23 protein-coding genes are annotated in these 23,076 nt (G+C 72.0%); 13 read left to right on the forward strand and 10 right to left on the reverse strand.

Going from position 1 to position 23,076, the window contains the following annotated elements; all coding sequences use genetic code 11:
- Positions 1 to 7 precede the first annotated feature (7 nt).
- A complete protein-coding gene (locus ACFZAT_RS24030; RefSeq protein WP_391266877.1) occupies positions 8 to 1,048 on the forward strand; it encodes an alcohol dehydrogenase catalytic domain-containing protein in 1,041 nt (346 codons plus the stop codon).
- Positions 1,049 to 1,070: 22 nt separating this feature from the next.
- Here the strand turns inward: ACFZAT_RS24030 and ACFZAT_RS24035 are convergent, their stop codons facing one another.
- From ACFZAT_RS24035 to dhaK, 4 genes are all read right to left on the reverse strand, one after another.
- Complete coding sequence (locus ACFZAT_RS24035; protein ID WP_391266880.1) at positions 1,071 to 1,562, reverse strand: NUDIX domain-containing protein; 492 nt, start codon at positions 1,560 to 1,562, stop codon at positions 1,071 to 1,073.
- Positions 1,563 to 1,700: 138 nt separating this feature from the next.
- Entirely contained in the window at positions 1,701 to 2,105 is a 405-nt protein-coding gene (locus tag ACFZAT_RS24040) for a PTS-dependent dihydroxyacetone kinase phosphotransferase subunit DhaM (RefSeq protein ID WP_391266883.1), read from the reverse strand.
- Complete coding sequence (dhaL, locus tag ACFZAT_RS24045) at positions 2,102 to 2,716, reverse strand: dihydroxyacetone kinase subunit DhaL (RefSeq protein ID WP_391266885.1); 615 nt, start codon at positions 2,714 to 2,716, stop codon at positions 2,102 to 2,104. The genes ACFZAT_RS24040 and dhaL overlap by 4 nt, the downstream gene beginning before the upstream one ends.
- 36 nt (positions 2,717 to 2,752) lie before the next feature.
- Positions 2,753 to 3,745, reverse strand: coding sequence for a dihydroxyacetone kinase subunit DhaK (gene dhaK, locus ACFZAT_RS24050; protein ID WP_391266887.1), 993 nt, complete (start codon positions 3,743 to 3,745; stop codon positions 2,753 to 2,755).
- 147 nt (positions 3,746 to 3,892) lie between these two features.
- On the opposite strand from dhaK, the gene ACFZAT_RS24055 reads away from it, so the two are divergent.
- Entirely contained in the window at positions 3,893 to 4,438 is a 546-nt protein-coding gene (locus tag ACFZAT_RS24055) for a DUF1697 domain-containing protein (protein WP_391266888.1), read from the forward strand.
- 4 nt (positions 4,439 to 4,442) lie between these two features.
- On the opposite strand, the gene ACFZAT_RS24060 is transcribed toward ACFZAT_RS24055, so the two are convergent.
- Entirely contained in the window at positions 4,443 to 4,838 is a 396-nt protein-coding gene (locus ACFZAT_RS24060) for a TOBE domain-containing protein (protein ID WP_391266890.1), read from the reverse strand.
- Positions 4,839 to 4,936: 98 nt separating this feature from the next.
- On the opposite strand from ACFZAT_RS24060, the gene ACFZAT_RS24065 reads away from it, so the two are divergent.
- The 6 genes from ACFZAT_RS24065 to ACFZAT_RS24090 all read left to right on the forward strand — a co-directional run bounded on the left by ACFZAT_RS24065 (position 4,937) and on the right by ACFZAT_RS24090 (position 13,537).
- Positions 4,937 to 6,418: a DHA2 family efflux MFS transporter permease subunit gene (locus ACFZAT_RS24065; protein ID WP_391266892.1), complete on the forward strand. Its 1,482-nt coding sequence runs from the start codon at positions 4,937 to 4,939 to the stop codon at positions 6,416 to 6,418.
- Positions 6,419 to 6,428: 10 nt separating this feature from the next.
- Complete coding sequence (locus tag ACFZAT_RS24070) at positions 6,429 to 7,454, forward strand: glutathione S-transferase C-terminal domain-containing protein (protein WP_391266895.1); 1,026 nt, start codon at positions 6,429 to 6,431, stop codon at positions 7,452 to 7,454.
- Between the two features lie 99 nt (positions 7,455 to 7,553).
- Positions 7,554 to 9,773: an NADP-dependent isocitrate dehydrogenase gene (locus tag ACFZAT_RS24075; protein ID WP_391266897.1), complete on the forward strand. Its 2,220-nt coding sequence runs from the start codon at positions 7,554 to 7,556 to the stop codon at positions 9,771 to 9,773.
- A gap of 149 nt (positions 9,774 to 9,922) precedes the next feature.
- The gene (ctaD, locus tag ACFZAT_RS24080; RefSeq protein WP_391266900.1) at positions 9,923 to 11,677 is read left to right on the forward strand and encodes a cytochrome c oxidase subunit I; all 1,755 of its coding nucleotides are present in this window, start codon (positions 9,923 to 9,925) and stop codon (positions 11,675 to 11,677) included.
- Positions 11,674 to 12,042 carry a hypothetical protein gene (locus ACFZAT_RS24085; protein ID WP_391266901.1) on the forward strand — a complete coding sequence of 123 codons (369 nt, stop codon included), beginning with the start codon at positions 11,674 to 11,676 and terminating at the stop codon, positions 12,040 to 12,042. Before ctaD ends, ACFZAT_RS24085 begins: the two co-directional genes overlap by 4 nt.
- 133 nt (positions 12,043 to 12,175) lie before the next feature.
- The gene (locus ACFZAT_RS24090) at positions 12,176 to 13,537 is read left to right on the forward strand and encodes an FAD-dependent oxidoreductase (RefSeq protein WP_391266903.1); all 1,362 of its coding nucleotides are present in this window, start codon (positions 12,176 to 12,178) and stop codon (positions 13,535 to 13,537) included.
- Positions 13,538 to 13,561: 24 nt separating this feature from the next.
- Here the strand turns inward: ACFZAT_RS24090 and meaB are convergent, their stop codons facing one another.
- From meaB to mutA, 3 genes are read right to left on the reverse strand one after another with little or no spacing between them, the layout of a single operon-like run.
- The gene (gene meaB / locus ACFZAT_RS24095; protein WP_391266905.1) at positions 13,562 to 14,560 is read right to left on the reverse strand and encodes a methylmalonyl Co-A mutase-associated GTPase MeaB; all 999 of its coding nucleotides are present in this window, start codon (positions 14,558 to 14,560) and stop codon (positions 13,562 to 13,564) included.
- Between the two features lie 11 nt (positions 14,561 to 14,571).
- A complete protein-coding gene (gene scpA, locus ACFZAT_RS24100) occupies positions 14,572 to 16,773 on the reverse strand; it encodes a methylmalonyl-CoA mutase (protein WP_391266909.1) in 2,202 nt (733 codons plus the stop codon).
- A complete protein-coding gene (mutA, locus tag ACFZAT_RS24105) occupies positions 16,773 to 18,629 on the reverse strand; it encodes a methylmalonyl-CoA mutase small subunit (protein ID WP_391266912.1) in 1,857 nt (618 codons plus the stop codon). Before mutA ends, scpA begins: the two co-directional genes overlap by 1 nt.
- Positions 18,630 to 18,823: 194 nt before the next feature.
- Between mutA and ACFZAT_RS24110 the strand changes: the two genes are divergently transcribed.
- The 3 genes from ACFZAT_RS24110 (at position 18,824) to ACFZAT_RS24120 (ending at position 20,585) form a co-directional block, all read left to right on the forward strand.
- The gene (locus ACFZAT_RS24110) at positions 18,824 to 19,252 is read left to right on the forward strand and encodes a DUF6325 family protein (protein WP_391266915.1); all 429 of its coding nucleotides are present in this window, start codon (positions 18,824 to 18,826) and stop codon (positions 19,250 to 19,252) included.
- A 50-nt stretch (positions 19,253 to 19,302) separates the two neighbouring features.
- Entirely contained in the window at positions 19,303 to 19,602 is a 300-nt protein-coding gene (locus ACFZAT_RS24115; protein WP_391266918.1) for an SHOCT domain-containing protein, read from the forward strand.
- Positions 19,603 to 19,781: 179 nt separating this feature from the next.
- Positions 19,782 to 20,585, forward strand: coding sequence for a tyrosine-protein phosphatase (locus ACFZAT_RS24120; RefSeq protein ID WP_391266920.1), 804 nt, complete (start codon positions 19,782 to 19,784; stop codon positions 20,583 to 20,585).
- A gap of 74 nt (positions 20,586 to 20,659) precedes the next feature.
- On the opposite strand, the gene ACFZAT_RS24125 is transcribed toward ACFZAT_RS24120, so the two are convergent.
- A complete protein-coding gene (locus ACFZAT_RS24125; RefSeq protein WP_391266923.1) occupies positions 20,660 to 21,310 on the reverse strand; it encodes a hypothetical protein in 651 nt (216 codons plus the stop codon).
- Positions 21,307 to 21,912 (reverse strand): hypothetical protein, encoded by a 606-nt coding sequence (locus ACFZAT_RS24130; RefSeq protein ID WP_391266925.1) that lies wholly within the window; start codon positions 21,910 to 21,912, stop codon positions 21,307 to 21,309. Before ACFZAT_RS24130 ends, ACFZAT_RS24125 begins: the two co-directional genes overlap by 4 nt.
- 216 nt (positions 21,913 to 22,128) lie before the next feature.
- Between ACFZAT_RS24130 and ACFZAT_RS24135 the strand changes: the two genes are divergently transcribed.
- Entirely contained in the window at positions 22,129 to 22,533 is a 405-nt protein-coding gene (locus ACFZAT_RS24135) for a DnaJ family domain-containing protein (RefSeq protein WP_391266927.1), read from the forward strand.
- A 45-nt stretch (positions 22,534 to 22,578) separates the two neighbouring features.
- Positions 22,579 to 23,070, forward strand: a complete 492-nt coding sequence (locus ACFZAT_RS24140; protein ID WP_391266930.1) for a GNAT family N-acetyltransferase — start codon at positions 22,579 to 22,581, stop codon at positions 23,068 to 23,070.
- Positions 23,071 to 23,076 lie beyond the last annotated feature (6 nt).

Raw genomic sequence — 23,076 nt, forward strand, 5'->3', positions numbered from 1 at the left:
GGACCCCATGAAGGCAGTTCAGTACCGCGAGATCGGCGCCGCACCCGAGGTCGTCACCGTGCCCGACCCGGAGCCGGGCCCCGGACAGGTGCTGCTGGAGGTCACGGCGGCCGGTGTCTGCCACTCCGACATCGCCGTGATGAGCTGGACCGCGGACCAGTTCCCGTACCCCCTGCCGCTCACCCTCGGCCACGAGGGCGTCGGCACGATCGCCGCGCTCGGTGACGGGGTCACCGGCCTGGAGACCGGCCAGTCCGTCGCCGTCTACGGCCCCTGGGGCTGCGGCACCTGCATCAAGTGCGCCGAGGGCAAGGAGAACTACTGCCTGCGCGCCGCCGACCTCGGCATCAACCCGCCCGGCCTCGGCTCGCCCGGCGCCATGGCCGAGTACATGATCGTGGACGACCCGCGCCACCTGGTGCCCATCGGCGACCTCGACCCGGTGCGGACCGTGCCGCTCACCGACGCGGGCCTCACCCCGTACCACGCCATCAAGCGCTCCCTGCCGAAGCTGGTGCCCGGGGCCACCGTCGTCGTCATCGGCACCGGCGGCCTCGGCCACGTGGCGATCCAGCTGCTGCGCGCCCTGACCTCCGCCCGCGTCATCGCCCTCGACGTCACCGAGGACAAGCTCGCCCTCGCCCGCACCGTCGGGGCACACGAGACCGTCCTGTCCGACGAGCACGCGGCCGCCCGCATCCGTGAGCTGACGGGCGGCATCGGCGCCCAGGTCGTCCTGGACTTCGTCGGCGCCCCGCCGACCGTCGCCACCGCCGGCGCGGCGGCCGCCATCGACTCCGACGTGACCATCGTCGGCATCGGCGGGGGAGCGCTGCCCGTGGGCTTCGGCGCCCTTCCGTTCAACACGACGGTCACCGCCCCGTACTGGGGATCGCGCTCCGAACTGGCCGAGGTGCTGGAGCTGGCCCACGCCGGAGCGGTGGACGTCCACGTCGAGACGTACCCGCTGGACGAGGCACCGCTCGCCTACGAGCGCCTGCACGCCGGCAAAATCAACGGCCGGGCGGTCATCCTCCCGCAGAGCTGAGGCGTAGCGGGCGGGGCCGGCCTCAGGCCCCGCCCTCCGCCAGATGCCCGCGCAACCGGTCCACGAAGACCCGCTGCCCCTTCACCAGCCGCACCGCCGCCTCCTCGGGCGTGCACCAGGCGAACCGGTCCATCTCCGGGAACTCCCGCAGCGTCCCCGACTTCCGGGGCCACTCCATCGCGAACGTGCCGGGCACCGCCGTCGCCGGATCGGCGTCGCCCTCCAGCGCCCACACGGCCACCGTCTTCCCACTGGCCTGCCGCGCCTCGCCCAGCTCCACCCACGCACCGTCCGGCGCCGGATGCCCGAACTCCTCCTCGAACTCCCGGCGCGCCGCCGCCCGCGGCTCCTCGTCGGGGCCGTACTCGCCCTTGGGCACCGACCAGGCGGCCTCCTCGCGCCCCGTCCAGAACGGCCCGCCCATGTGGCCGATGAACACTTCGAGACCGCGCCCGGCACCGGTGCGGAACAGCAGGAGGCCCGCGCTGCGGCGGGTGCTCTTCTTGGCCGTCATACCGCCCAGTGTGCGCGGCAACGCCGCGAGGTGCCGTGCCAGGCGTCGCGGACCCGGCCATGATCGGCAAGACGCCCCCTAGGCCCTGCCGTCACATTCCCGTCTGCCGGGCGGACGACAGCAATGTGACGACACCCCCTAGACCTTGCGGTAGTCGTACGCCTCCGAGGCCGCCGCCACCACCGCGTCGACGTCCCCGCCCGCCGACGCCGTGACCACCGCGGCCACCGCGCCCTCCACGAACGGGGCGTCCACCAGCCGCGTCCCGGCCGGGAACTCGTCGCCGTCGGCGAGCATCGCCTTCACCGTGAGGACCGCACTCCCCAGATCGACCAGGACGGCCACGCCCGCCCCGCCGTCCACCGCCCGGGCGGCCTTCGCGATCAGCTCCGAGCTCGTCCCGAGCCCACCCGCCCCGGTGCCGCCCGCCGCGGCGACCGGAGCCGTCGCCCCGCCCGCCGCCAGCCCCCGGGCCAGCTCCGCCACGGACTCGGCCACCGCCCCGCTGTGCGAGACCAGCACGATGCCCACCTGCGCGCTCACTCCGCGCCCCCGTCCGTGTCCGCCGTGTCCGCCAGCGCGGCGATCAGCAGCGCCGACGAGGTGGCCCCCGGGTCCTGGTGCCCGACGCTGCGCTCGCCCAGATAGCTCGCCCGGCCCTTGCGCGCCAGCAGCGGCACGGTCGCCTCGGCGCCCGCGGCCGCCGCGTCCCGGCCCGCGGCGAACGAGGTCCCCAGCGCCGCCACGGCCGGCAGCAGCGCGTCGAGCATCGTCTTGTCACCGGCCTGCGCCCCGCCCAGCTGTGCCACCGCCGCGACGCCCTCGCCGAGCGCCCGCGCCAGATCGGCGGGGGACACGGCAGGGGCGTCGCCCAGCGCCTTGCCCGTACGCCGCAGCAGCGTCCCGTACAGCGGGCCCGAGGCGCCGCCGACCGTGGAGATCAGCTGCCGTCCGGCCAGCGCCAGCACGGCCCCCGGGGTCTGCGGCGGCTCCTTCGCGAGGGCCGCCGAGACCGCGGCGAACCCGCGCTGGAGATTGCTGCCGTGATCGGCGTCCCCGATCGCGGAGTCCAGCTCCGTCAGGCGGGCCGCCTCACGGTCGACCAGAACGGCGGTCGCGGTCATCCAGCGGTGGAAGAAATCGGCGTCGAGCACATGCACTCCCAGCTCCGTCGCGTGCGGATCAGTGGATCAACGGCCCCAGCGCAGCGCCGGCGTCTCGACCGGCGCGTCCCACAGCCGCAACAGCTCCTCGTCCACCTGGCACAGCGTCACCGAGCAGCCCGCCATGTCGAGCGAGGTCACATAGTTGCCCACGAGCGTACGAGCGACCACCACGCCCCGTTCCCGCAGCACCCGGTGCACCTCGGCTCCGAACCCGTACAGCTCCAGCAGCGGGGTCGCGCCCATGCCGTTGACCAGGGCGAGCACCGGGCCGCTGGGCCGCAGATCGTCCAGGACCGCGTTCACGGCGAAGTCCGCGATCTCCCCGGAGGTCATCATCGCCCGCCGCTCCCGGCCCGGTTCGCCGTGGATGCCGATGCCCAGCTCCAGCTCGCCGGCGGGCAGATCGAAGGTGGGGGAGCCCTTCGCGGGGGTCGTCACGGAGCTGAGGGCGACCCCGAAGCTGCGCGCGGACTCGTTCACCCGGCGGGCGATCGCGGCCACCCGGTCCAGCGGGGCGCCCTCGTCGGCCGCCGCGCCCGCGATCTTCTCGACGAAAAGGGTGGCCCCCGTGCCCCGTCGCCCGGCCGTGTACAGGCTGTCGGTCACCGCGACGTCGTCGTCCACGAGCACCTGCTCGATCCGCAGCCCCTCCTCCTCGGCGAGCTCCGCCGCCATCTCGAAGTTGAGGACGTCCCCGGTGTAGTTCTTGACGACGAAGAGCACGCCCTCGCCGCTGTCCACGGCGGCAGCCGCCCGCACCATCTGGTCCGGCACCGGAGAGGTGAACACCTCGCCCGGACACGCCGCCGACAGCATTCCGGGGCCGACGAACCCGGCGTGCAGCGGTTCGTGCCCCGACCCGCCGCCGGAGACCAGGGCCACCTTCCCGGCCACGGGCGCGTCCCGGCGTACGACGACCCGGTTCTCCACGTCCACCGTCAGCTCGGGATGGGAGGCGGCGATCCCGCGCAACGCGTCGGCCACCACGGTTTCGGGGACGTTGATCAGCATGCGCAACGGAATCTCCCAGGAGGGCTGTCGGATCCGGACGGCGTGAACCGTTCCCACCGTAGGCCGTGATCGCGCCGCTGCGAAGACGGCGGGGCTACGCTGTCCGCGTCCGCCGCGCCCCGCGCCCCCTCCCGCAGGAACAGGTGACCGTAATTGCTGTACATCGCGCTGCTCCGAGGGCTGAACGTGCCGGGCCGCTCCGTGAAGATGGAGCGGCTGCGCGGACTCTTCACGGAGCTGGGGCTCGCCTCCGTGCGCAGCTACATCCAGAGCGGCAACGTCTTCTTCGAGTCCGAGGAGACCGACCGGGCCGCGCTCGCCGCCCGTATCGGCGACCACCTCGCCGGAGCCCTCGGCTACGACGTGGCGGTCTGCCTGCGCACGGTCCCCGAGCTGGAGGAGCTGATCGCGCTCGACCCCTTCAAGGACGTCACCGTCACCGACGACATCCGCCTCTGCGTCGTGTTCACGACCGAGCGCGTCCCGTCGGACCTGGACCTGCCGATGCTCTCCCCGAAGAAGGACATGGAGATCATCGGCCACACCGACCACGACGCCTTCGTCGTCTGGCACCTGATCAACGGCAAGGCACCGGCCGCCAAGGGCTTCCAGGAAGGCGTCCTGGGCCGTGACGCGACGACCCGCTTCTTCCACACCGTCGTGAAGATCCTGGCCGCCGCCCGGAAGGGCCTGGACTGACCGGTCAGGCGCGGTCGATGTGCACGCTGGTCGACTTCACCCGGGCGGTGGCCTGCACCCCGACCTCCAGGCCCAGCTCCTCCACGGCCTCCCTGGTCAGCAGGGACACCAGCCGGTGCGGTCCCGCCTGGATCTCGACCTGCGCGGCCACATCGCCCAGCTTCACGGCGGTCACGATGCCCGCGAACGCGTTGCGCGCGGAGGTGTACGAGACCTCCTCGTCGCCCGTGCCGTTCTGCGCCACCTCCACGGAGAACGCCGCCAGGTCGCGGCCGTCGATGAGGCGGCGGCCGCCCTCGTCGCGGTGGGTCGCGACCCGTCCCGCGTCGGCCCACCGGCGGGCGGTGTCGGGGCTGACGCCGAGGAGCCGGGCCGCCTGCCCGATCGTGTAGGACTGCATGCGCCGTACCCTAACCGGCCCGCGGGCACGTGTACGCGGCACGGCCGGGTGGACCAGCCGGGATGAGGAATCACCCCGCGCGTCCTAGGGTGCGAACCATGGCAGACAGCGCGGGGGACCGGGGTTCCGACGGGCACGACACGCCCGATCCGCGACGGTGGCAGGCGCTCGCGGTCTGCCTGGTCGCCGGCTTCATGACCCTCCTGGACGTCTCGATCGTCAACGTCGCGCTCCCGTCCATCAAGGAGGGGCTGCACACCCCGGAGTCCGATCTGCAATGGGTCCTGTCCGGTTACGCCCTGGCCTTCGGCCTGTTCCTCATCCCGGCCGGGCGGCTCGGCGACGCCCGCGGCCGGCGCGCCGTGTTCATGGCGGGGCTCACGCTCTTCACGCTGTCCTCCGCGGCCTGCGGCGCCGCGCAGTCGAGCATGTGGCTGGTGATCGCCCGACTGGTCCAGGGGCTGGCCGGCGGCATGGTCTCGCCGCAGATCTCCGCCCTCATCCAGCAGATGTTCCAGGGCCGGGAGCGCGGTCGCGCCTTCGGCATGTTCGGCACGGTGGTCGGCATCTCCACCGCCGTCGGCCCGCTGCTCGGCGGCCTGCTGATCCAGGCGGCCGGAGCGGAGGAGGGCTGGCGCTGGGTGTTCTACGTCAACCTGCCGCTCGGGCTCGTCTGCCTCCTGCTGGCCCGCCGCCTGCTGCCCGACACCCCGTCCGCCGGCCCGGTCCGGCTGCGCGACCTCGACCCGCTCGGGGTGCTGCTGCTCGGCAGCGGGGTCCTGGCCCTGCTGCTGCCCTTCGTCCAGTCCCGGCAGTGGCCCGGCGACGAGAAGTGGCTGCTGCTGATCCTGGCCGTGGCGCTGCTCGGCGCGTTCGTCGGCTGGGAGTCCCGGTGCGGCCGGCGCGGCACCCAGCCGGTCGTGGACCTCCGGCTCTTCAAGGTGCGCTCGTACTGGCTGGGCTGTCTGCTCATCCTGCTGTACTTCGCCGGATTCACCTCGATCTTCTTCATCACCACGCTCTACCTCCAGAGCGGTCTGCACTACACCGCCCTCCAGGCCGGTCTGGCGATCACGCCCTTCGCCCTGGGCTCCGCCGTCGCCGCAAGCCCCGGCGGCCGGCTCGTCGGACGCTTCGGCCGCCCCCTCGTCGTCGTCGGCCTGGCCGCCGTGGCCATCGGGCTCGGGGCCACCGCGCTCGCCGTCCACCTGGTGCCCGGCCGGGGCGCGGGCTGGGCGATGGCGGCCCCGCTGCTCTTCGCGGGGCTCGGCAGCGGCCTGGTCATCGCCCCCAACCAGACCCTGACCCTCTCCGAGGTGCCGGTGGCCACCGCGGGCAGCGCCGGCGGCACCCTCCAGACCGGGCAGCGCGTCGGCTCCGCCATCGGGATCGCCGCCGTCGGAGCGGTGTTCTTCGCCCAGGTCGGCGGGGACGGCTGGTCCGACGCGTACGACCACGGGCTCATCGTCTCCGTCGCCTTCGTCGTCGGCGCCCTGCTCGTCGCGGTCGCCGACGTGGGCGGCGGCCGACGGGGCAGACGCCGTACACGGCACTCCCCGCCTCCCGCAGCCGCATCCTGAGGAGAACGCGATGAACGACTCCGCCGGCACCGACGGCAACAGCTCGTACGGGCACAAGCCCTTCAAACGCTCCCGCAGCCATTTCGCGGACCGCATCACCGCCGACGGCCGCGACGGCTGGCCCGTCGAAGCGGGCCGCTACCGTCTCGTCGCCAGCCGGGCCTGCCCCTGGGCCAGCCGCGCCCTGGTCTCCCGCCGGCTGCTCGGCCTGGAGGACGCGCTCTCGCTCGCCGTCACCGACCCGCTCCAGGACGACCGCAGCTGGCGCTTCACGCTCGACCCGGACGGCCGGGACCCGGTGCTCGGCATCCGCTACCTCAGCGAGGCGTACGACGCCCGCGAGCGCGACTACCCGGGCGGCGTCAGCGTCCCGGCGATCGTGGACGTCCCCAGCGGCAAGCTGGTCACCAACGACTACCAGCAGATCACCCTCGACCTCGCCACCGAGTGGACCGCCCTGCACCGTCCCGGCGCGCCCGACCTCTACCCCGAGCCGCTGCGCGCGGAGATCGACGCGGTGATGGAGGGCATCTACCGGGACGTCAACAACGGGGTGTACCGCGCCGGGTTCGCGGACGGCCAGGACACCTACGAGGAGGCGTACGAGGCACTGTTCCGCCGCCTTGAGCAGATGTCGGATCGGCTCACGGACCGCCGCTACCTCGTCGGCGACACGATCACCGAGGCCGACATCCGGTTCTTCACCACCCTGGTCCGCTTCGACCCCGTCTACCACGGCCACTTCAAGTGCAACCGCCGGAAACTCGCCGAGGACCCGGTGCTGTGGGCGTACGCCAGGGACCTCTACCAGACCCCCGGATTCGGGGACACGGTCGACTTCCACCACATCAAGCAGCACTACTACCGGGTGCACACCGGCATCAACCCCACCGGCATCGTGCCCCTGGGCCCCGACCTCTCCGGCTGGCTGACCCCGCACCACCGCGAACAGCTCGGCGGCCGCCCCTTCGGCGACGGCACCCCGCCCGGACCCGTGCCGCCCGGCGAGGAGATCCCGCCCGAAGGCCGTCCGTAGCGGGATCCGGCCGGTGTGGGGCAGGGCCCTGTCGAGACCGCGCCGCTCACGAGATATCTTGATGTCAAGCAATGTTGCAGACGTGGAGCGGAGCACAGGGTGACTGACTCGACCATCATCTATACACACACCGACGAGGCCCCGGCCCTGGCGACGTATTCGTTCCTGCCCGTGATCGAGGCGTACGCCTCCAAGGCCGGTGTCACCGTCGAGAGCCGGGACATCTCCCTGGCGGGCCGGATCATCGCAGGCTTCCCCGAGCGCCTCCGCGAGGACCAGCGCATCGACGACGCTCTCGCCGAGCTCGGCGAGCTGGCCACCACGCCCGGGGCCAACATCATCAAGCTTCCGAACATCTCGGCCTCGATCCCGCAGCTGAAGGCCGCGATCGCCGAGCTCCAGGCCCAGGGCTACGCCCTCCCGGACTACCCGGACGACCCGCGGACCGACGAGGACAAGGACGTCCGCGCCCGTTACGACAAGGTCAAGGGCAGCGCCGTCAACCCGGTCCTGCGCGAGGGCAACTCGGACCGCCGCGCCCCCGCCTCGGTCAAGAACTACGCCAAGACGCACCCGCACCGCATGGGCGCCTGGACCTCCGACTCCAAGACCGACGTCGCCACCATGGGCGTCGACGACTTCCGGTCCACCGAGAAGTCCGCGGTCATCACCGAGGCCGGCAACCTGCGCATCGAGCTCGCCGGTGACGACGGCACCACGACCGTCCTGCGCGAGTCCGTACCCGTCCTCGCGGGCGAGGTCGTCGACGCCTCCGTCATGCGCGTCGCCGCCCTGCGCGAGTTCATCACCGCCCAGATCGCCCGCGCCAAGGCCGAGGGCGTCCTGTTCTCCGTGCACCTCAAGGCCACGATGATGAAGGTCTCCGACCCGATCATCTTCGGCCACGTGGTGCGCGCGTTCTTCCCGAACACCTTCGCCGAGTACGGTGACGTGCTCGCCGCGGCCGGCCTGACCCCGAACGACGGCCTGGGCGGCATCCTCAAGGGCCTGGAGGCCCTGCCCGAGGGTGCGAAGATCAAGGAGTCCTTCGAGGCCGAGCTGGCCGAGGGCCCGGCCCTCGCCATGGTCGACTCCGACAAGGGCATCACCAACCTGCACGTCCCCAGCGACGTCATCGTCGACGCCTCCATGCCGGCCATGATCCGCACCTCCGGGCACATGTGGGGCCCGGACGGCAACGAGGCCGACACCATCGCCGTCCTCCCGGACAGCAGCTACGCCGGTGTCTACCAGGTCGTCATCGACGACTGCCGCGCCAACGGCGCCTTCGACCCGGCCACGATGGGCTCCGTGCCCAACGTCGGCCTCATGGCGCAGAAGGCCGAGGAGTACGGCAGCCACGACAAGACCTTCGAGATCCCCGCCACCGGCACCGTCCGTGTCGTGGACGCCGCCGGCAACGCCGTGCTGGAGCAGACCGTCGGCGCCGGCGACATCTTCCGGATGTGCCAGACCAAGGACCTGCCGATCCAGGACTGGGTCAAGCTCGCCGTGACCCGCGCCCGCGCGACCGGCAGCCCGGCCGTCTTCTGGCTCGACGCGGACCGCGCGCACGACGCGAAGCTCATCGAGAAGGTCAGGACCTACCTCGCCGAGCACGACACCGAGGGCCTCCAGATCGAGATCATGACCCCGCAGGAGGCCACCGCCTTCTCCCTGGAGCGCATCCGCCGCGGCGAGGACACCATCTCCGTCACCGGCAATGTGCTCCGCGACTACCTCACGGACCTCTTCCCGATCCTGGAGCTCGGCACCAGCGCGAAGATGCTCTCCGTCGTCCCGCTGATGAACGGCGGCGGCCTCTTCGAGACGGGCGCCGGCGGCTCCGCGCCCAAGCACGTGCAGCAGCTCGTCAAGGAGGACTACCTGCGCTGGGACAGCCTGGGCGAGTTCCTGGCCCTCGCCGTCAGCTTCGAGCACCTCGCGCAGACCACGGGCAACGCCCGCGCCCAGGTCCTCGCCGACACGCTGGACCGGGCCACGGCCACGTTCCTCAACGAGGACAAGTCGCCCTCCCGCCGCCTCGGTGGCATCGACAACCGCGGCAGCCACTTCTACCTGTCCCTGTACTGGGCCCAGGAGCTGGCGCAGCAGACCGCCGACGCCGAGCTCGCCGCCGCGTTCGCCCCGCTCGCCAAGACGCTGGCCGAGCAGGAGCAGACGATCGTGGACGAGCTGATCGCGGTCCAGGGCAAGCCGGCCGACATCGGCGGCTACTACCAGCCCGACCCGGCCAAGGCCGCGGCCGTCATGCGTCCGTCCGCGACGTTCAACCAGGCGATCGCGAGCCTCGCCTGACCCGAAGGTCACCCGAAGCCCCGGCCGGCCTCCGCCGCGCCGGGGCTTCGGCGTTCCGTAACCCCCCTGACGGGTGAATGTCGCGGCCGGGCGGGTGCCGGGCCGCGCGACGGGCCCGCTTCGCTGGTTTGCTGCATCCGGTAACACGGATGCACAAGCGAAGGAGCGGCCCCGTGACGACGACGGGCACACCAGGGACGGCCGAGGACGAGGAGTCGTACTCCAACGAGCTGCCGGTGCGCAGCAGGGAGCCCGGCAACGTCGTCATCAAGTGGGCGACCACCACCGACCACAAGACGATCGGCACGCTCTACCTGGTCACCTCGTTCGCGTTCTTCCTCGGCGGGGGCCTGCTCGCGCTCTTCATGCGCGCCGAACTGGCCCGGCCGGGCATGCAGATCATGTCGAACGAGCAGTACAACCAGGCGTTCACGATGCACGGCACGATCATGCTGCTGATGTTCGCGACGCCGCTGTTCGCCGGCTTCACGAACTGGATCATGCCGCTGCAGATCGGCGCGCCCGACGTGGCGTTCCCGCGGCTGAACATGTTCGCGTACTGGCTGTACCTCTTCGGCTCGCTCATCGCGGTGGCCGGCTTCCTCACCCCGAACGGCGCCGCCGACTTCGGCTGGTTCGCCTACTCGCCGCTGACCGACATCGTCCGCTCGCCCGGGATCGGCGGCGACCTGTGGATCATGGGCCTGGCCTTCTCCGGATTCGGCACGATCCTCGGCTCGGTCAACTTCGTCACCACGATCATCTGCATGCGCGCCCCCGGCATGACGATGTTCCGCATGCCGATCTTCGTCTGGAACGTCCTGCTGACCGCCGTGCTGGTGCTGCTGGCGTTCCCGGTGCTCGCCGGGGCGCTCCTGGCGCTGGAGGCGGACCGCAAGTTCGGTGCCCATGTCTTCGACGCGGCCAACGGCGGCGCCTTGCTCTGGCAGCACCTCTTCTGGTTCTTCGGCCATCCGGAGGTGTACATCATCGCGCTGCCGTTCTTCGGCATCGTCTCCGAGATCATCCCGGTCTTCAGCCGCAAGCCGATCTTCGGCTACATCGGCCTGGTGGCCGCGACGACCGCCATCGCTGGCCTCTCGATCACGGTGTGGGCGCACCACATGTACGTCACCGGCGGGGTGCTGCTGCCGTTCTTCTCGTTCATGACGTTCCTCATCGCGGTGCCCACCGGGGTGAAGTTCTTCAACTGGATCGGCACGATGTGGCGGGGCTCCCTCTCCTTCGAGACCCCGATGCTCTGGTCCGTCGGCTTCCTCGTCACCTTCCTCTTCGGCGGTCTGACCGGGGTGATCCTGGCCTCGCCGCCGCTCGACTTCCACGTCTCGGACTCGTACTTCGTGGTGGCGCACTTCCACTACGTCGTCTTCGGCACGGTCGTCTTCGCGATGTTCGCCGGGTTCCACTTCTGGTGGCCGAAGTTCACCGGGAAGCTGCTGGACGAGCGGCTGGGCAAGATCACCTTCTGGACGCTGTTCGTGGGCTTCCACGGCACGTTCCTGGTGCAGCACTGGCTGGGCGCGGAGGGCATGCCGCGGCGTTACGCGGACTACCTCGCCGCGGACGGCTTCACCGCGCTGAACACCATCTCGACCATCGCCTCCTTCCTGCTGGGCCTGTCGATGCTGCCCTTCATCTACAACGTCTGGAAGACCGCCAAGTACGGCAAGCAGGTCGAGGTGGACGACCCGTGGGGCTTCGGCCGTTCGCTGGAGTGGGCGACCTCCTGCCCGCCACCGCGGCACAACTTCGTCACGCTGCCCCGTATCCGCTCCGAATCCCCGGCGTTCGACCTCCACCACCCCGCCGTGCGGGAACTGGAGGAGGCCTCCACCCGGCCCCACACCTCCGTGACGGTGGCTCCGGGGGACAAGCAAGAGTGAGCGGCGAGAAGAGGCGGGCGCCGGCCGACCCGGACGCCGAGAGCGCCCGGGGACTGGCCCGGATGGAGGGCTACCTGCTGTGGAACGCCGAGGTCGAGCAGGCCCGCAGGCTCGCCCGCCGTTTCACCGACCAGCTGCCCTGGCTCACCACTGCCCAGCGCGAGGACGTGGAGCGGGTCTACACCGCCGAGCGGACCGCCGAATCCCGGGTGGTGCTGGCGCGGATCTCCGCCCGCGCCCTGCAACTGCGCGGCGAGTACACCGAGCGCTACCGCAGGCTGCGCGCCCGCTGTGTCGCCGCCGCCGTGCTCTGCGCGGGCGCGGCGGGCGGCGCCTGCGGCGTGGTCACCTACCTGGCCAGGTGAGCCGGCGCGGTCGTCCGTTCTGCCGTCCCAGCAGGCGCACTCGCCTCCCGGTCGTGAAGATGAGAGGTGACGGGCGCGTGTGACGGGGCAGGCGAACGGACGACCGTGCAGACCCCCAGAAGGGACGATCACTGTGGCACGACCCAGGATTCTCGTAGTCGGAGCCGGTTTCGCCGGGGTCGAGTGCGTACGCCGTCTGGAGCGGGGGCTGCGGCCCGGAGAAGCGGACGTCTCGCTCGTCGCCCCGTTCTCGTACCAGCTCTACCTGCCCCTGCTGCCCCAGGTGGCGTCCGGCGTGCTGACCCCGCAGTCCGTAGCGCTCTCGCTGCGCCGCAGCAGCCGTCACCGCACCCGGATCATTCCCGGCGGGGCCATCGGGGTGGACCCCGAGGCGAAGGTGTGCGTGATCCGCAAGATCACCGACGAGATCGTCAACGAGCGGTACGACCACCTCGTCCTCAGCCCCGGCAGCGTCACCCGGACCTTCGACATCCCCGGGCTCCTCGACCACGCCCGCGGCATGAAGACGCTGGCCGAGGCGGCGTACGTACGCGACCACGTCATCGCGCAGCTCGACCTCGCGGACGCCAGCGACGACGAGGAGGAGCGCGCCTCCCGGCTCCAGTTCGTCGTCGTCGGCGGCGGATACGCCGGCACCGAGACCGCGGCCTGCCTCCAGCGGCTCACCACCAGCGCGCTGCGGCACTACCCCCGCCTCGACCCGAAGCTCATCAAGTGGCACCTGATCGACATCGCCCCGAAGCTCATGCCCGAGCTGGGCGACAAGCTGGGCGCCAGCGCCCTCAAGGTGCTGCGCGACCGGGGCATCGAGGTGTCGCTCGGCGTGTCCGTCGCCGAGGCCGGCCCCGACACCGTGACGTTCACCGACGGCCGGGTGCTGCCCTGCCGGACGCTGATCTGGACCGCCGGGGTCGCCGCCAGCCCGCTGGTCGGCACCTTCGACGCGGAGACCGTGAAGGGCCGGCTCGCCGTCACGCCCGAGATGGTGCTGCCCGGCCACGACGGCATCTTCGCGCTCGGCGACGTGGCCGCCGTGCCCGACCTGGCCAAGGGCGACGGCGCGATCTGCCCGCCCACCGCCCAGCACGCGCAGCGTCAGGGCCGCAAACTCGCCGACAACCTCCTCGCGAAGCTGCGCAACGAGCCGCTCCAGCCCTACGTGCACAAGGACCTCGGGCTCGTCGTGGACCTCGGCGGCACGGACGCCGTGTCGAAGCCCCTCGGCATCGAGATGCACGGCATCGCCGCCCAGGCCGTGGCCCGCGGCTACCACTGGTCGGCGCTGCGCACCAATGTGGCCAAGGCCCGCGTCATGGCGAACTGGCTGATCAACGCCGCCGCCGGTGACGACTTCGTCCGCACCGGCTTCCAGATGCGCAAAGCGGCGACCCTGCGCAATTTTGAATACACCGACAGCTACCTGACCCCGGAGGAGGTCCGGAAGCACACCGCCGCCCTCCACACCCGGATGTGACCGGACGCGGCGGGCGGCGGCCGCTCAGACCACCGGGCCGGGGCCCCGGAACGCGTTGAGGATCTCCTCGGCGGCCAGCGTCGCCGGGAGCGTCCCCTCCCGCACCCGGCGCTCCAGGTCCGGGGCCACCGCCCGCACCCCGGAGTGGGCGCGCAGGCTCTCCAGGAGTTCGTCGCGCACCATCGTCCAGGCCCAGTCCACCTGCTGCTCGCTGCGCTTGGCGGCGAGCCGGCCGGTCGACTCCAGCAGCGCCCGGTGCTGTTCCAGCCGCTCCCACAGCGTGTCGAGCCCCGTCGACTCGCGGGCGCTGCAGGTGAGGACTGGTGGTGTCCACGCCGCGTCCGCCGGGTGCATCAGCCGCAACGCGCCCGCCAGTTCACGGGCGGCGGCCCGCGCGTCGCGTTCGTGCGGGCCGTCCGCCTTGTTGACGGCGATGGCGTCCGCGAGCTCCAGGACGCCCTTCTTGATGCCCTGCAACTGGTCACCGGTGCGTGCCAGGGTCAGCAGCAGGAACGTGTCGACCATATTGGCGACCGCGGTCTCCGACTGGCCGACCCCGACGGTCTCCACCAGCACCACGTCGTAGCCCGCCGCCTCCATCACCACGACGGACTCGCGGGTCGCCTTCGCCACGCCGCCCAGCGTGCCGGCGGTGGGGGAGGGGCGCACGAAGGCGTTCGGGTCCACCGCCAGCCGCTCCATCCGGGTCTTGTCGCCCAGGATGGAACCGCCGGTCCGGCTGGACGACGGGTCGACCGCCAGCACGGCGACCCGGTGTCCGAGCCCGGTGAGCATGGTGCCGAGCGCGTCGATGAACGTCGACTTGCCGACCCCGGGCACCCCGCTGATGCCGACGCGCCGGGCCTGGCCCGAGTGCGGCAGCAGCCGGCGCAGCAGCTCCTGGGCGAGTGCCCGGTGGTCGGGCCGGGTGGACTCGACGAGGGTGATGGCGCGCGCGATGTGCGCGCGCTTCCCGTCGAGCACGCCCTTCACGTAACTGTCGAGATCGATCCTCGGGGCCATCGCTCAGCGGCTCACAGCTCGTGGCCGAGCGCGGCGCCGAGCCGCGTCACCAGGTCGTGGGCCGCTTCCGGGATCACCGTCCCGGGCGGGAACACGGCGGCGGCGCCCGCCTCCAGGAGCGCGTCCACGTCCTGGGGCGGAATCACCCCGCCCACCACGATCATGATGTCCTCGCGCCCCTCGGCGGCCAGCTCCTCGCGGAGCGCCGGGACGAGCGTGAGGTGGCCGGCGGCCAGCGACGAGACGCCCACGATGTGCACGTCCGCCTCGACCGCCTGCCGGGCGACCTCGCCCGGCGTCTGGAAGAGCGGGCCGACGTCCACGTCGAAGCCCAGGTCGGCGAAGGCGGTCGCGATCACCTTCTGGCCCCGGTCGTGCCCGTCCTGGCCCATCTTGGCGACGAGGATGCGCGGACGCCGCCCCTCCGCCTCCTCGAACGCGTCGACCAGCGCGCGGGTGCGGTCCACGGACGGTGACTGGCCTGCCTCGTTGCGGTACACACCGGAGATCGTACGGATCTGGCCCGCGTGCCGGCCATAGACCTTCTCCAGGGCGTCCGAGATCTCGCCCACGGTCGCCATCGCGCGCGCCGCGTCCACGGCCAGGGCCAGCAGATTGCCCTCAAGACCGGGGCCCGGGTCGCGCTCGGCGGCGGCGGTCAGCGCGCGCAGGGCGTCCTGGCAGGCCTGTTCGTCGCGTTCCTCGCGCAGCCGGCGCAGCTTCTCGATCTGCTGGGCGCGTACCGAGGTGTTGTCGACCTTGAGCACGTCGATCTGCTCGTCGGTCTCGACCCGGTACTTGTTCACGCCGATGACGGGCTGACGGCCGGAGTCGATGCGGGCCTGGGTGCGGGCGGCGGCCTCCTCGATGCGGAGCTTCGGGATGCCCGCGTCGATGGCCTTCGCCATGCCGCCGGCCGCCTCGACCTCCTCGATGTGCTGCCAGGCCCGCCGCGCCAGGTCGTACGTCAGCTTCTCCACGTACGCGCTGCCGCCCCACGGGTCGATGACGCGCCCGGTGCCGGACTCCTGCTGGAGCAGCAGCTGGGTGTTGCGGGCGATGCGCGCGGAGAAGTCCGTGGGCAGGGCCAGTGCCTCATCGAGCGCGTTGGTGTGCAGCGACTGGGTGTGGCCCTGCGTCGCGGCCATCGCCTCCACACAGGTGCGCGTGACGTTGTTGAACACGTCCTGCGCGGTCAGCGACCAGCCCGACGTCTGCGAGTGCGTCCGCAGCGACAGCGACTTGGCGTTCTTCGGCTCGAACTGCTGCACGAGCTTGGCCCACAGCAGGCGGGCGGCGCGCAGCTTCGCGATCTCCATGAAGAAGTTCATGCCGATCGCCCAGAAGAAGGACAGCCGGGGCGCGAACGCGTCGACGTCGAGCCCCGCGCTCTGCCCGGCGCGCAGGTACTCCACCCCGTCGGCCAGGGTGTACGCCAGCTCCAGATCGGCCGTCGCCCCGGCCTCCTGGATGTGGTAGCCGGAGATGGAGATCGAGTTGTAGCGCGGCATCTTCTGCGAGGTGTACGAGAAGATGTCGGAGATGATCCGCATCGACGGCTTCGGCGGATAGATGTAGGTGTTGCGGACCATGAACTCCTTCAGAATGTCGTTCTGAATGGTCCCGGCCAGCTTCTCGGGCGGAACGCCCTGTTCCTCGGCGGCCACGATGTACAGCGCGAGGACCGGCAGCACCGCGCCGTTCATCGTCATCGACACCGACATCCGGTCCAGCGGGATGCCGTCGAAGAGCTGACGCATGTCGTAGATCGAGTCGATCGCCACACCGGCCATGCCGACATCGCCCGTCACGCGGGGGTGGTCGCTGTCGTAACCGCGGTGCGTCGGCAGGTCGAAGGCGACCGACAGACCCTTCTGCCCGGCCGCCAGATTCCGCCGGTAGAAGGCGTTGGACTCCTCGGCCGTCGAGAAACCCGCGTACTGCCTGATCGTCCACGGCTGGTTGACGTACATCGTCGGGTACGGGCCACGCAGATACGGCGCGATGCCCGGGTACGTACCCAGGAAGTCCAGGCCCTCCAGGTCGTGCCCGGTGTACAGCGGCTTGACCGCGATGCCTTCGGGGGTCTCCCACAGCAGATCGCCCGCCGAACTGCCGGAGGACTCCTTGACCGCGGCACGCCACTGGTCCTCGGTGACCTCGGGGGAGCCGTCCGGCCCGAGCCCGATGTCGGAGAAGTCGGGGATACGCATTACGCCACACCCATCCGGTCGAGAAGGGAAGAGAGCACGGCCACGGCGTCGCAGCCGGCGAAGACGTACTCGTCCACACCGTCGTACGCGCCGGGCCGCCCCGCCAGATACACGCGCCGTGCGCCCGCCGAGACCAGCGCCGCGGCGACCTCCGCCGCCTGTTCGGCGTAGAGCGCGTCGCTGGAGCACAGGCACGCCACGTCCGCCCCCGAGGCGGCGAACGCCTCGGCCGCCGTCGACGCGTCCACCCGCACCGGCTCGTGCACCGGCTCGATGCCGCCCGCCTGGAACAGGTTCGCGGCGAAGGAGACCCGTGCGGTGTGCACCGCCGCCGGGCCGAGCGCGGCGATGAACACGCGCGGCCTGCTCCCGGTCGCCGCGAGACGGGCGTCCGAGCGGGTCCGCAGCGCCTCGAACGCCTCGGCGCGCCGGACGACCGGAAGGCCGCCCCGGGCCGGGGCCGCCGGGAACGGCTCGCGCTCCACCGGCCGTTCGGCCAGCAGCGGGAACTCGCTCACCCCGGTCACCGGCTCCTTGCGCCGCGCCAGGTCCTTGCTGCGCGCCGCCCAGGTCGCAGCGATCCGCTCCCCGACAAGACCCGAGCCCAGCGCGGCGGCCTGGCCGCCCGCCCGCTCGATCTCCTGGAAGAACGCCCAGGCCGCTTCGGCGAGTTCGTCGGTGAGCCGCTCCACGTACCAGGAACCGCCCGCCGGGTCGATGACCCGGGCCAGGTGCGACTCCTCAAGGAGGATCGTGGAGGTGTTGCGCGCGATGCGCCGGGCGAACGCGTCGGGCAGCCCCAGCGCGTGATCGAACGGCAGCACGGTCACCGCGTCGGCTCCGCCGACACCCGCGCCGAGGCTCGCCAGTGTGGTGCGCAGCATGTTCACCCACGGATCGCGCCGGGTCATCATGACCGGCGAGGTCACCGCGTGCTGGCGCTGCGCCCCGGCGCCGGGAGCCCCGCAGACCTCGGCGACCCGGGCCCACAGCCGGCGCGCAGCCCGCAGCTTGGCGATCGTCAGGAACTGGTCGGCGGTCGCCGCGTAGCGGAACTCCAGCTGCCCGCACGCCGCTTCGAGGCCGAGCCCGGCGTCGGTCAGCGCCCGCAGATAGGCGACGCCCGTCGCCAGCGAGGCGCCCAGCTCCTGGGCCGCCGAACCGCCCGCCTCGTGGTACGGCATCGCGTCCACGACGACCGCGCGCAGCCCGGGGTACTCCTCGGCGCACCGGCGCGCCCAGCGGACGGCCTCCGTCAGGTCGGGCTCGGTGCCCTCGCGTGCGGCCCGCCCCAGCGGATCGGCGCCGAGGCTGCCCCGTACCTGCTCGGTCGGGACACCGCGCTCGCCGTGCAGCCGCAGCAACTCGGCCGCTGCGGCGTCCAGTTCGGCGCCCGGGTCCAGGACGATCGGCGCCAGGTCGAGCAGGACGCCGTCGAGTGCCCGGTCCAGACCGGCGACCGGTACGCCGTCGTTGCCTCCGACGGCCAGCCACAGCGAGGTGACGCCGTTCTCCAGATCCGCGAGCACCGCCTCGTTGAGCCGGGCGGGATCGGTGAACGCGTGCCGCTGCCGTACGCCCCAGCTGTCGGCCGTACCCCCCTCGGGCTTGCTGCCGCGGGTGAACGGGGCGAAGCCCGGGAGACCGGCATCGGGCGCGTCGTCGCGCGAGGTGTAGAGGGGCCGGGTGATGAGCCCGTCCTCCACCGTGGTGGACAGCGCTTCCTCGGCTGCGGATCCCGACACGTCCTTACCCGATTTGCGCAGCACACCTTCGACAAGGCTCTGCCACTGCTCATGGGCGGGGTCAGGGAATCCGGCGGCCAGTGAAAGCCCGTCAGCAGGTTGGACCGTCATGGGCCAGATGCTAGGGCAGCCCCCGGGGGAAGAGCAGTGCGCCGGCCTGTGACCTTGCCCTCCCCCAGCGCACTTGATCCTTTACGCACGGTCGCGTCGCCATAGAGATAGGTATGTGTGTGTTCGTCGCGGTGCGGGGTGAAATACCCGAAGTTATGCTGCTGACAATCCATTCATGCGGAGAGGACGCGCCCGTGACCGTGGGACCTGTGGAATACCTCGTCGTCGCGTTTCCCGGCAGCCGGTTCACCGGCGCCATCGCCCCGGCGCTGGCCGACGCGGTCGCCTCCAAGGCGGTGCGCATCCTGGACCTGACCTTCGTGCAGAGGGCCGAGGACGGCTCGATCCAGGCCGTCGAGCTGGACGATCTCGACCCCGATGACCTGGTCTCCTTCGAGCCGGTCGAGGGCGAGGTCAGCGGCATGCTGAACAGTGAGGACATCCGGCTGCTCGGCGAGCGCGTGCCGCCGGGCAGCTCCGCCGCGCTCATCGTGTGGGAGGACCTCTGGGCGGTCCCGCTGGCCGAGGCCGTCCGGGCCTCGGGCGGACAGGTCATCGCCCACGAACGGATTCCCGCCGAGGTCGCGGAGGCCGCCGCCTCCGCCGCCGGCCACGAGAGCTGACGCCCGCACCGGAAGGGGAACCCACCATGCCGATCTTCCGAGGACCCGGAATGAACCGCCGCGGACCCGGCCTCATCGGGGCCGCCGCGCGCACGGCCGTCATCGCCGGTACCGCGTCCGCCGTCACCGGACGGGTCCAGCAGCACCAGCAGAACAGGTTCGCCCAGCAGGAGGCGGACCAGTACGCGGCCCAGCAGCCGATGCCCCCCGCCCCGCAGCCCGCCGCACCGCCGGCGGCGCAGGGCGACGATGTGGTCGGGCAACTGGAACGGCTGGCCGCGCTGAAACAGCAGGGGATCCTGACCGAGGCCGAATTCGAGGCCCAGAAGGCACGACTGCTGGCCGGGTGAGTGAAGGGTTACGGGGCGCCTGCCCCGTAACCCCGCTTCCGGCTGCCCGCGAGACGGCGACGCCCTGCCGCTCGGCGATCCCCGGCGTTTTACTTTGTCGATGTGACGACATCATGCGATTTTTGATCCGGCCAGGCCGAAATCATTCGGATGCGCGCCGGGAAAAGAGGAAATCCATCGTGCAAACCGTCAGGGCCGTTCCGACCGTCTCCGCCCTCAATCTGCGCGATCTCGGCGGCATCGCGCTGGGCCCGGGCCGGCAGGTCCGGCCGGGTGTGGTGCTGCGCGCCGGCCGGCTCGGCGGCCTCGATCCGGTGGACGCCGCGGCCGTGGCCGCGCTCGGCATCCGTACGGTCGTCGACCTGCGGACCGCCGACGAGCGGGGCTCGGCCCCCGACTCCCTGCCGCCCGGCGCCCGGCTCTTCGTCGCCGACGTGCTGGGCGACAACCCGGGCGTGACCCCCGCCCGGTTCCGCGCGCTGCTCGCCGAGCCCGTCGAGGCCGAACGGCTGCTGGGCGACGGCAAGGCGGAGGAAGCGGTCGCGCGGTCGTACCGGCAGCTGGTGCTCTCGCCGGGGGCGGCGGCCGCGTACCGCGCCTTCATCGACACGGCCGCCGACCCCGCCGCGCGGCCGGTGCTCTTCCACTGCGCCACCGGCAAGGACCGCGCCGGCTGGGGGGCCGCCCTGCTGCTCCTGATCCTCGGCGCCTCGCGGGACGTCGTGCGGCAGGAGTTCCTCGCGGTGAACCCGGTGCTGCGGGTCGTCGGACGGCCGTACGTACAGGGCTTCCTCGACGCCGGCGGCGACCCGGAGATCGCGTCGGCGATCATCGAGGTCCGCCCTCGCTACCTCGAAACGGCCCTGGCCGCCATGGACGAGCGCTGGGGCGGACTGGACGGCTACGTACGCGACTGCCTGCGCGTGCCCGGCCCCACGCTCCGACGGCTGCGCAGCGAACTCGTCGTCTACACCGGCCAGTAGCCCGCCGCCCTCCCCGCACAGCACGCTGCCCCGGCACGCCGAGTGCCGGGGCAGTCTTCGTCTCCGCGAGGGTGTCAGACCTTCAGGAGGCGTTCCGTGAGGTCGCGGTAGTGCTGGAGCGTGATCCGCAGCTCCTCGGTCCGTGCCCCGGGGTCGCCGCCGTCGCCCTCGCCGACGTGCAGGGTGCTGCGGCGCTCCTTGAGCGCGCTCGTGAGGCCGGCGACCACCGCGTCGAACGTGGACTCGGCCTCCTCCACCGCCCGGGCCGGGCTCTCCACGAAGTCGGTCACGGCCTGGTGCAGCCGGTGGGCCAGCTTGTCCTGGTCGCCGGCCGGGAGGAGACGCTCCGCGCCGTCGTGCGCGGTGTGCGCCCGGGCGTCGCGGTCCGGGGTGTGCGGGCGTTCCGTACGGTCGGCGGTGTGCGGCCGTTCCGCAACGCCGGTGTCCTTGTGCGTGTCCTTGTGCCCGAGGTCCGTGGAGCCGGTGTCCTTGTGCCCGAGGTCCGTGGCGCCGGTGTCCTTGTGCGTGTCCTTGTGCCCGAGGTCCTTCTCGGCGAGGGGGACCGGGGCGGCGGCCGGGGGAGTGGAGGGCGCCGTCCGGGGCGGGCGGGCCGAGGTGTCGTCGGAGAGGTACGGGGAGCCGCCGCGGGCGGACCCGTCCTCGGTGGCCGGACGGCTCGTGGGCGCGGCCGTGGGCCGCGGGGTGGGGTCGGTGTCCTTGGTCATGCCGTGCCACTTCCTTCCGTGTGATGGTGCTTGTCCGTGTGAGCGTGCTTGTCGCGGGGGACCGGGCGGTCCGAGCCGTTGGACACCAGCACGTCGAAGAGGCCCCGGGCCTCGACCAGTGCCGTGCGCAGCTGCTCCGTGTCGCCCTCGCCGCGCTTGGCGGCGTGCACGCGCCGGTAGCCGTGGACGTGCTTGGCGTGGTGGACGGAGAGCGCGTCGCTCTGCTCGTCGAAGTCCTTGCCGTCGGGGAAGCCCATGTCCCGGGCCAGCTCCGCGAGGAGCGTGTCGGCCTCGGCGACCGCCTGCTGCGGCGAGTCGACGAAGCGGTCCTGGACCTGCGCCCAGCGGGCGAGGTAGCGCTCCCGCTCCTCGGGCGTCAGCGCACGCTCGTCCAGCGAGCCGTGCCGCTTCAGCCGTTCGTTCAGTTCGAGTTCGGCGGCCTTGGTGTCGCCGTCGTGCCGGGCCACGACACGCTCGTACTCCGGTCCGAAACGCCGCCGCAGGCCGTGGCCGCCGTTCTTCCGGCCGAAGACGAGGAACGCTCCGGCGGCCACCACCACGACGACCGCGAGGATGATCACGAGGGTCGTCATCGTCACCACCCCCGGCGGTAGTCGGTCTGCGGGTCGCTGTGTTCCACTCCCACCACCCCTTCGGGTTCGTTGCCCGGCGTGCCTTCCGGCCGGGCGTGACGCTCGTGTACCCCCGCGAACGCGTTCGAGACGCGCCGGTTTCGACATCCGCTCCCGACGGGCCCCGGAGGCGCCCTCGATAGGGTGGGAGACGCCGCAGCAGGCGTACTCCGAGAGGGGATCACGGTGACCGAGCGCAAACCCGCGGGTGTCAGCTTCGAATCATGGGTGGACCAGCAGATCCGGGAGTCCGAACGGAAGGGCGACGTCTCCAAGCTGTCCGGGTTCGGGAAGCCGATCGAGGCGCTGAGCGCCCCGTACGACGAGGCGTGGTGGATCAAGTCGAAGATGCAGCGCGAAGGGGTGTCCGTGCTGCCGCCCGCCCTGGCGCTGCGCAAGGAGGCCGAGGACGCCGTCGCCGCGCTGCCGGGGATCCGGACCGAGGCCGAGGTGCGCCGGGTGCTGAACGAGGTGAACGACAAGATCCGCGAGGCCGTCCGCAGGCCGCCGCCGGGCCCGCTGCTGAACCTGCGCCCGTTCGACGTGGACGCCCTGGTGGCGGAGTGGCACACCGGGCGCGCCGCCTCCTGACGAGGCCGGGGCCGCTCCCCGGAGGGGATGCGTAATACTCGCCCCATGAGATCAAGCGTCACGCCGACGGGCCGCCGGGCATCCGGCGGCCCGGTTCGCGTCAGGCGGGCCACCGCGCGTGACGCCAAGCGGCTCACCCGGCTGGTCCGGTCGTCGCGCGCCTACGAGGGCCCTTACGCGTCGATGGTCGCCGGGTACCGGGTGGGCCCCGACTACATCGAGGCCCATGAGGTCTTCGCGGCCGTGCAGGAGGCGACGGAGCGGGTGCTCGGCTTCTACGCGCTCGTCCTGGACCCGCCCGAACTGGACCTGCTCTTCGTCGCGGACGACGCCCAGGGCACCGGCACCGGGCGGCTGCTGATCGGCCATCTGCGGGCGGAGGCACAGGCGCGGCGGCTGTCCGGCGTCCGCGTCGTCTCGCACCCCCCGGCGGAGGGTTTCTACCTGACCATGGGCGCGCGACGCACGGGCACCGTACGGGCCGCGCCCCCGGCGGTCATGTGGGACCGGCCCGAACTGCTGCTGCCGGTCGCCTGAGCCAGG

The sequence above is a fragment of the Streptomyces sp. NPDC008163 genome (assembly GCF_042956885.1).
Classification (GTDB): Bacteria; Actinomycetota; Actinomycetes; order Streptomycetales; family Streptomycetaceae; genus Streptomyces; species Streptomyces drozdowiczii_A.